Consider the following 8183-nt stretch of genomic DNA (forward strand, 5'->3'; position numbering starts at 1 on the left):
CGATCACGGAGCGGACGGCGACGAGCGTCGGGCGGCCGGCGCGAGCGCCGCCTCCTGCGGACCCGTCGGCACCTGCTCCGCCGTCGCCGTCGCCCGTCTCTGGCTCGCGCGCCTGCTCGAGCGTCGACCGGAGCGCGTCGAGGTCGGCGGCGTCGTCGACCTCGAGCACCCGCCAGCCGTAGGCGCGGTAGCGGGCGCGGACGTCCTCGCCGAAGGCGATGTCGGTGCCGCCGTCGATGGTGATGCGGTTGTCGTCCCAGATGAGCACCAGCTCGTCGAGGCCGAGGGTGCCGGCGAGGCTCGACGCCTCGCCCGAGACCCCCTCCTGCAGGCAGCCGTCGCCCGCGATCACCCAGGTCGTGCTGCGGAAGAGGCCCGTGCCCGCGCCGTGCAGCGCCTCGTCGCGGCGGGCGGCGAGGGCCAGGCCGACGGCGGAGGCGACTCCCTGGCCGAGGGGCCCGGTGCTCATCTCGACGCCGGGCGTGTGGTGCAGCTCAGGGTGGCCGGGGGTGCGCGACCCGAGCGTGCGGCTGAGGGCGAGCTCGTCGAGCCCGAGTCCGTAGCCGGTCAGGGCGAGCTGCACGTAGAGCAGCAGGCTGGCGTGGCCGGCCGAGAGCACGAGACGGTCGCGCCCGGTCCACTCGGGATCGGCGGGGTCGTGGCGGAGCACGTGCTGGAACAGCGTGTGCGCGAGGGGAGCCAGCGCCATCGCGGTGCCGGCGTGGCCGTGGCCCTTCGCCTGGACCACCTGCGCGGGGATCATCACCGCGGCGGCGACGGCACGGGCCTCCAGCACGTCGGCCTCGGCGGCCGCGTCGCCGCGCGAGGCGGCTGCGGCAGCGGCGCCGTCGGTCGCGGCCTCACGGCTAGTGTCTGTCGGGGGAGTCGAGGGGACGTCGTCGGCCATGGCCCCACTTTCGTCTACACCTAGACTGAAGTCAACCGAGCTCGGCCCGACGAGTCGACGCCCACCCATCGCAGAGGAGCGCAGCGTGGTGATGACCCCCAGGACGCCTTCCACCGGCTCCGGCGTCGTGCTCGACCTGATCCGCCGGGGCGAGGCGACGACCCGCAGCGACCTGATCGAGCAGCTCGGCTGGTCGCGGGTCACCCTGGCCCGCCGGCTCGACGACCTGCTCGAGGCGGGCTTCATCGTCAGCGCCGGCCAGCTCAGCAGCAGCGGCGGCCGTCCGCCCGAGGAGTTCGCGGTCGCCGCGGACGCGGGCGTGATCCTGGCCATCGACATCGGCGGCTCGCACACCCGCGTCGGCGTGACGGACCTGGTCTCGACCGTGCTCAGCGAGGACGAGGCCGACATCGGCCTGCACGACGGCCCCGACGAGATCTTCAGCTGGGCGATCCAGGTCTTCGACTTCCTCCTCGCCGATCTCGGTCGCAGCCGTGCCGACGTGCGCGCGATCGGGGTCGGCGTGCCCGGGCCGGTCGACGCGGTCACCGGCCGGCTCGGCAGCCCGCAGCTCGACCCCCGCTGGGAAGAGGTGCGGGTCGACGACTACTTCGCCGGCTTCGACGCCGTCTTCGCCGTCGACCGCGACGTCAACATCCTCGCCGTGGGCGAGTCCCGCCTCAGCTGGCCCGAGTACTCGCACCTCACCGTCGTCAAGGTCGGCATGGGCGTCGGCTGCGCCTTCGTGCTCGACGGGCACGTGTACCGAGGGGCCCGAGGAGGCGCCGGCCAGCTGAGCGCGCCGCGCGCCTCCCGCGAGCCGCTCCACCGCCTCGAGCTGGAGGCGAGCGGCGCGACCATCCGCAGCGCCCTCCGCGACGCCGGGCACGACGTCGCCACCAGCGCCGACATCGTCGCCGCGGCGCGGGCCCACGACCCGCTCGTGCTCGAGCAGCTGCACACCGTGGGCACCCGCATCGGCGAGGCGCTCGCCGACGTCGTGGGGCTGCTCAACCCGCAGGCCGTGATCGTCGGCGGCAACCTCGCCGAGACGGGCGAGCGCCTCGTCGCGGGCATCCGCTCGGCGCTGCTCACGGGCACGCACGACTTCTCGCGCCGCGGCCTCGTGGTCGAGCGGGCCCGGCTGGGCGACAAGGCCGGGGTGCGCGGCGCCTCCCTCATGGCGCAGGACGAGCTCTTCGACGTCGCCCGCGTGAGCGCCGCGACGAGCCGGCGCGCCCCGGGCGCCCAGCCCGCGCCTCCCGCGGGGCTGAGGGGCTGACGCGCTCGACTTTGGAACACGAGTGGTCAAAAGGCTCGATCCGAGCTAGAGTCGGGGCGCGCCCGTCGACACCTGTCGGGCGACCCTGCTCGCGTGAGCAGGCACGCGCCCCCGCGGCGCCGAGCGAAGGAGCCCGCCCATGACCGTCGACCTGGCAGAAGAACTCTCCGTCGAGGCCGTGACCACCGCGGCGCACGCCGCCGACTGGCGCGAGGCGATCCGCCTCGCCGGCGCCGGCCTGGTCGCCTCGGGCGCCACCACCGACGCCTACACGGACGAGATGATCGCGGCGGTCGACGAACTCGGCCCCTACATCGTCATCGCCCCCGGCCTCGCGCTCGCCCACAGCCGCCCGTCGCCCGCCGTCGCGCGCACCGGCCTCTCGTGGGTCGGCCTCGCCGAGCCCGTCGCCTTCGGCCACAAGACGAACGACCCGGTCGACCTCGTCATCGGCCTCGCCGCCCTCGACCACGACGGCCACATCGAGGTCATGTCGGCGCTCGCCGGCGTGCTCGCCGACGACGAGGGCCTGGCCCGCCTCCGTGCCGCGCAGACGCCCGACGAGGTGCTCGCCACCCTGCACGAGCTAGCGCAGGCCGCGGCCGTCTAGCCGACCGGCCTCCCGAGGCCGACGCGACCCGCGCCTCCTCGGGGCGGGCCCTGCGCCACGACTCCCCGAACACCCGAACACCCGAACACCAGCACTCGACCCCCCGGAAGGGACAGCACCATGAAGATCATCACCGTCTGCGGCATGGGCATCGGCACCTCGGTGCTGCTCAAGATGAACGCCGAGAAGGCGCTCCGCGCGCTCGACATCGACGCCGACGTGGAGGCCGCCGACATCGGCACCGCCCGCGGCGCCGCCCGCACCGCCGAGCTCGTGCTCACCAGCGAGGACCTCGTCGAGGAGCTCGGCCAGGTCCCCGCGAAGGTCGTCGTCATCGACAACTTCACGAACGTCGCCGAGATCCAGCAGAAGATCCAGGACTCGATCGCCTGACCCCCGGTCAGTCGAGCGAGAGAAAGAACTAAGGAGTCCCAATGGAGTGGCTGGTCGTCGTACTCGACTTCATCGGCAAGCAGATCCTCAACGTGCCTGCTTACCTGATCGGCATCATCACGGCGATCGGACTGATCGCCCTGCGTCGCAACGCCGGACAGGTCGTGGGAGGCGCGCTCAAGGCGGCCATCGGCTTCCTGATCCTGGGGGCCGGCGCGACCGTCGTCACCGGGGCGCTCGACCCGCTGGGCACGCTGATCCTCGCGGTCACCGGCGCCCAGGGCGTCATCCCCACCAACGAGGTCATCGCGGCCGTCGCGCAGGAGCAGTACGGCGCGCAGAGCGCCTACGTGCTCGTGCTGGGCTTCCTCGTGATGCTGGCGCTCGCGCGCTTCACGCCGCTGAAGTACATCTTCCTCACCGGGCACCACATGGTGTTCATGTCGGTGCTGCTCACCGTCGTGCTCTCGGTCGGCCTCGGCGACGGCCTCAGCTGGCTGACCGTGCTGCTCGGCGCCGTGCTGCTCGGCGTGATCATGGTCGTCATGCCGGCGTTCGCGCAGCCCTTCATGAAGAAGATCACCGGTGACGACTCGATCGCCATCGGCCACTTCGGCACCCTCGGCTACGTCGCGGCGGCCTCGGCCGGCATCGCGGTGGGCAAGAAGAGCAAGTCGACGGAGGAGATCAGGTTCCCCCAGGGGCTCAAGTTCCTGCGCGACTCGATGGTCGCCACGAGCCTCTCGATGGTGCTGATCTACCTGGTCTTCACCATCTGGGGCCTGATCAGCCTGCCCCAGGCCGAGGCGTTCGAGATCTTCGGCGTGACCGACGCGGGCGCGTTCATCATGGCCGGCTTCGCCCAGGCGCTGCAGTTCGGCGTCGGCGTCGCGATCATCCTCTACGGCGTGCGCACCGTGCTCGGCGAGCTCGTCCCCGCGTTCCAGGGCATCGCCGAGAAGGTCGTGCCGGGCGCCAAGCCCGCGCTCGACATCCCGCTGGTGTTCCCCTACGGCGCGAACGCCGTGCTGATCGGGTTCCTCTCGTCGTTCGCCGGAGGCCTCGTCGCCCTGGGCGTGCTCGCCGCGTGGCTGAACCCGGTCTTCGGGCTCGCGCTGATCCTGCCCGGCATGGTGCCCCACTTCTTCACCGGCGGTGGAGCGGGCGTCTTCGGCAACGCGACCGGCGGACGTCGCGGCGCGATGGTCGGCGGATTCGTCAACGGCCTGATCATCACGTTCCTGCCCGCGATCCTGCTGCTCGTGCTCGGCAACCTCGGCTTCGCGAACAGCACGTTCGGCGACGCGGACTTCGGCTGGTTCGGCACGCTGATCGGCGCCAGCTTCCTCGGCAGCCCGATGGTGGGCGTGGTCCTCAGCCTCGTCATCGGCGCGGCCCTCGTCATCGGCGCCTCGATCTATCAGATCAAGCTCGTCGACGGCGGCTGGGTGCCCGGCGCGGGGCGCGACGAGCGCCTCGCTGCCGAGAAGGACGAGGCGGACGCCGCGGCGAAGCGCGCCAAGGAGGCGGCAGCCACGTCGTGACCCTGCGCCCCGCGTGCTGCTGCTGAGGCAGGGTGCGCGGGGCAGGTGCGCGCAGGAGGCGCGGTGTCGGTCTGACCGGCACCGCGCCTCCTGCGTGTCTGCGCGTGTGCACCGCGACTGACGTGCGCGCGTGGGCAGGTGTTCAGCGTCTCGAACCGCGTTCCGAACCATGAACCGCGATCTGTCCCGGTTCTTGGTTCGGAACGCGGTTCTTCGCGTCACGAGGTGCTCCCCTCCGCACAAGCCGACCGCAGGAGGTCCACACGCGGCGTGGGGAGGTGCATCCCGGGCGCGTCAGTCGGCGTCTGCGGGATTGACCACTCCGGCGGCCTGAAACCGAGAGGGATCCTGCTGTCAGCGGCGGCGGGGGCCTGCATCAGCGGCCCGGTCGCCGCAGATCACTCTCACATCACGGGCAGGACACGGCAGAGCGCCGCGTCCCCGAGACGGGGACGCGGCGCTCTGCGGCGGTGCGGTGCGGTGCGGTGCGGAGCCGTGCGGGCTAGTGCGCCGCGCTGTCGTCCTTCTTCGAGGCGGAGGAGTCGTGCGCGTGCGTGATCGGCTCGCCCTCGACGGTCTCGCGCTTCTTCTTCTCGGCATCGCCCCGGGTCTTGGCGAGGCTCGCCACGGTCGCGACCGTGATCGTCGCGCCGATGAAGAGCAGCGACAGCCAGATCGGGATCTCGGGCACCCAGAGCAGCGGCTCGCCGCCGTTGATGAAGGGCACCTCGTTGACGTGCAGGGCGTGGAAGACGAGCTTGACGCCGATGAAGGCCAGGATGACCGCGAGGCCCTGCGACAGGTAGACGAGGCGCTCGAGCAGTCCGCCGATCAGGAAGTACAGCTGGCGCAGGCCCATCAGCGCGAACGCGTTGGCCGTGAAGACGATGTACGCCTCGTTGGTGAGGCCGTAGATCGCGGGGATCGAGTCGAGCGCGAAGACGAGGTCGACGAAGCCGATCGCGATGACGCAGAGCAGCAGCGGCGTGACGAAGCGCTTGCCCGAGATCTTGACCGTGAACTTGTCGCCGTTGAAGTCGTCGTGCACCGGCAGCACGCGTCGTGCCACGCGCACGAACATGTTGTCGGCCGCGTTGCCGCCGTGGTCGCCCTTGAGCTGCTGGTAGGCCAGCACGAAGAGCAGGGCGCCGAAGATGTAGAAGACCCACGAGAAGTTCTCGATCAGCGCGGCACCGGCGGCGATGAAGCCGGCACGCATGATGAGCGCGATGACGATGCCGATCATCAGCACCTTCTGCTGGTACATCCGCGGGATGGCGAACCCGGTCATGATCAGCAGGAACACGAAGAGGTTGTCGATCGACAGCGCCTTCTCGGTCAGGTAGCCGGCGAAGTACTCGCCGCCGAAGCCCCAGCCGCTCGTGAAGCCGATCCCGACGCCGAACAGCAGGGCGAGGCCGATGTAGAACGCCGACCAGCGGGCGCTCTCGCCGATGGTGGGCTCGTGCGGCTTGCGCACGTGCGTGAAGAACTCGTAGACGAAGAAGGCGATCGTCACACCGATGGTGATGAGCCAGGTGGTCAGGGTGATGTTCACGGGGGTCTCTCCGCAGAGGTCGGGCTGTGAGGCAGCGGGCCCTGCGCACGCGCGGCGAAGGGGGTCTGATCGACCGTAGGGCGATCGGCGCTGTCAGCGTGCCCCCAAGCAGCCCCGACAGTGCTGTGAAGCTGCGGCCCCTGCAAGCTTCAGCCGGTAGGGGACCGGCCCGACTCAGGCGGCGGGAGCCTGGTCGGTGGAGGCGGCGACCCGGTCGATCTCGGCGGTCACGCCCCCGAGGACCTTCGTCATGTACGGCCCCCAGAGCAGCCGGACCACGGCACGCACCAGCAGCCCGCGGCCGGGCTTCGCGTCGAACGAGTACTGCCAGCAGACCCGGGTGCCGGACCCCTCCTCGTCGTGGCGGTCGAGGGGCTCGTACCACCACTCGGCGCGGCCGCGCTCGACGAGCGAGCGGAGCGGACCACGGAAGTCGGTCAGCTCGTAGACGAACAGCGCCGGACGGGCCACGGTCACGAGCGTCTCGACCAGTTGGCCGCCGCCGGAGAGCTCGAGGCGGCGGGTCTGGCCCGGGGCGTCCCAGGGGCCCGTCTGTCCGTGGACGGCGACGACGGCAGGCAAGGGGCCGGAGCGGGGGTAGAACCCGACCGGCGTCATCGGCGTCCCGATCTCCCACGCCCGCTCGAGGGACGCCGTCGTCACTCCCTCGCGGATCGCGCTCGCTGTGGTGGTCATGAGGATGGTTCGGAGTCACCCGCCCGGGGGACTGGTCGGCCTGCGGGGCGACCTCGCGCCTCCTCGACTCGGTCTCTCCTCATTCAGGAACGTGTGTCCTGAGAACGCACGACGCAGGAGGCGCGGTCCTGGATCGTGCACGCATCAGGAGGACGGGATGCCCACTTCCTGAATTGCGGGCCCTGCCCCGCCGCGCGCATCACAGAGCCGGCCGGGAGACTGCTGGGAGCCGCGCACCGCACCACGTGGTTCGTTCGGCCTGTCAGCCGTCGCACCCGCGGGGCCCCACAGAACGGACCACCATGGCAGGCCGAGTCGCCGTCTTCGCCCCTTCTCCCGTGCTCACGGTCACCGTCGAGGACCACGGTCCCGGCGCCGACGTGCACGTGCACGCGGGCGGGCAGGGGCTCTGGCAGGCGCGGATGCTGCAGACGCTCGGGGCCGAGGTCGTCGTGGTCGCCGCGCTCGTCGGCGAGACGGGCGCGGTCGTCGGGCACCTCTGCGACGACGAGGGCGTGCCGCTGCTGTCGGTCCGCCGCGAGGGGCGCGGCGCGGCCTACGTGCACGACCGGCGGGACGGCGAGCGGGACGAGCTCGTCGAGACCTCCGGCGACGCCCTCAGCCGGCACGACCTCGACGAGCTGTACGGGCTCGCGCTGCGGGCCGGGCTCGAGTCGGACGTCACGGTGCTCAGTGGCCCGTCCGGCGACGACACCCTGCCCGTCGACGTCTACCGCCGTCTCGCCGCGGACCTGCGCGCCGTCGACCGCGTCGTCGTCGCGGACCTCGCCGGCGAGCGGCTGGAGGCGGTGCTCGAGGGCGGCGTCGACGTGCTCAAGGTCAGCGACCAGGAGCTGCTCGCCGACGAGCTGATCACCGAGAGCACCCCCGAGCGGATCGTCGAGGCGATGCGCGACCTGCGGCTGCGCGGGGCGTCGTCGGTCGTCGTCACCTGCTCGGACCTGCCCACCTTCGTGCTCGACGGGCCCGGCGCGCGCGTGTTCGAGGTCAGCGTGCCCTCGATGCAGGTCGTCGACACCCGCGGTGCCGGCGACTCGCTCACGGCCGGCGTCGCCGCCGTGCTCGCCGCGGGCGGCGGACTCGAGGAGGCGGTCGTCACGGGCACGGCGGCCGGTGCGCTGAACGTGACCCGCCACGGGCTGGGCTCGGGCGACCCGGACGCGATCGCGGCG

7 protein-coding genes and 1 pseudogene are annotated in these 8183 nt (G+C 71.9%); 5 read left to right on the forward strand and 3 right to left on the reverse strand.

Annotated elements, in window-relative coordinates:
- Positions 1-907, reverse strand: a pseudogene (locus tag RWM17_RS09795) (hypothetical protein); the annotation flags it as partial.
- A gap of 91 nt (positions 908-998) precedes the next feature.
- On the opposite strand from RWM17_RS09795, the gene RWM17_RS09800 reads away from it, so the two are divergent.
- The 4 genes from RWM17_RS09800 (at position 999) to RWM17_RS09815 (ending at position 4736) form a co-directional block, all read left to right on the forward strand.
- Positions 999-2189: an ROK family transcriptional regulator gene (locus RWM17_RS09800; RefSeq protein ID WP_314103158.1), complete on the forward strand. Its 1191-nt coding sequence runs from the start codon at positions 999-1001 to the stop codon at positions 2187-2189.
- A 139-nt stretch (positions 2190-2328) separates the two neighbouring features.
- Positions 2329-2799, forward strand: coding sequence for a PTS sugar transporter subunit IIA (locus RWM17_RS09805; protein ID WP_123548376.1), 471 nt, complete (start codon positions 2329-2331; stop codon positions 2797-2799).
- Positions 2800-2919: 120 nt separating this feature from the next.
- Positions 2920-3192, forward strand: a complete 273-nt coding sequence (locus tag RWM17_RS09810; RefSeq protein ID WP_123548377.1) for a PTS sugar transporter subunit IIB — start codon at positions 2920-2922, stop codon at positions 3190-3192.
- A gap of 41 nt (positions 3193-3233) precedes the next feature.
- Complete coding sequence (locus RWM17_RS09815) at positions 3234-4736, forward strand: PTS ascorbate transporter subunit IIC (RefSeq protein WP_314103151.1); 1503 nt, start codon at positions 3234-3236, stop codon at positions 4734-4736.
- 502 nt (positions 4737-5238) lie between these two features.
- Here the strand turns inward: RWM17_RS09815 and RWM17_RS09820 are convergent.
- Both RWM17_RS09820 and RWM17_RS09825 read right to left on the reverse strand, forming a co-directional pair.
- Positions 5239-6294, reverse strand: a complete 1056-nt coding sequence (locus tag RWM17_RS09820; protein WP_314103152.1) for a TerC family protein — start codon at positions 6292-6294, stop codon at positions 5239-5241.
- Between the two features lie 174 nt (positions 6295-6468).
- Positions 6469-6990 carry an SRPBCC family protein gene (locus tag RWM17_RS09825; protein WP_314103154.1) on the reverse strand — a complete coding sequence of 174 codons (522 nt, stop codon included), beginning with the start codon at positions 6988-6990 and terminating at the stop codon, positions 6469-6471.
- 302 nt (positions 6991-7292) lie between these two features.
- On the opposite strand from RWM17_RS09825, the gene RWM17_RS09830 reads away from it, so the two are divergent.
- Positions 7293-8183 (forward strand): PfkB family carbohydrate kinase (locus tag RWM17_RS09830; RefSeq protein ID WP_314103156.1); only part of this gene is annotated, 891 nt, incomplete at its 3' end.

This window comes from uncultured Frigoribacterium sp. (assembly GCF_963515265.1).
In the GTDB taxonomy this organism is placed as follows: Bacteria; Actinomycetota; Actinomycetes; order Actinomycetales; family Microbacteriaceae; genus Frigoribacterium.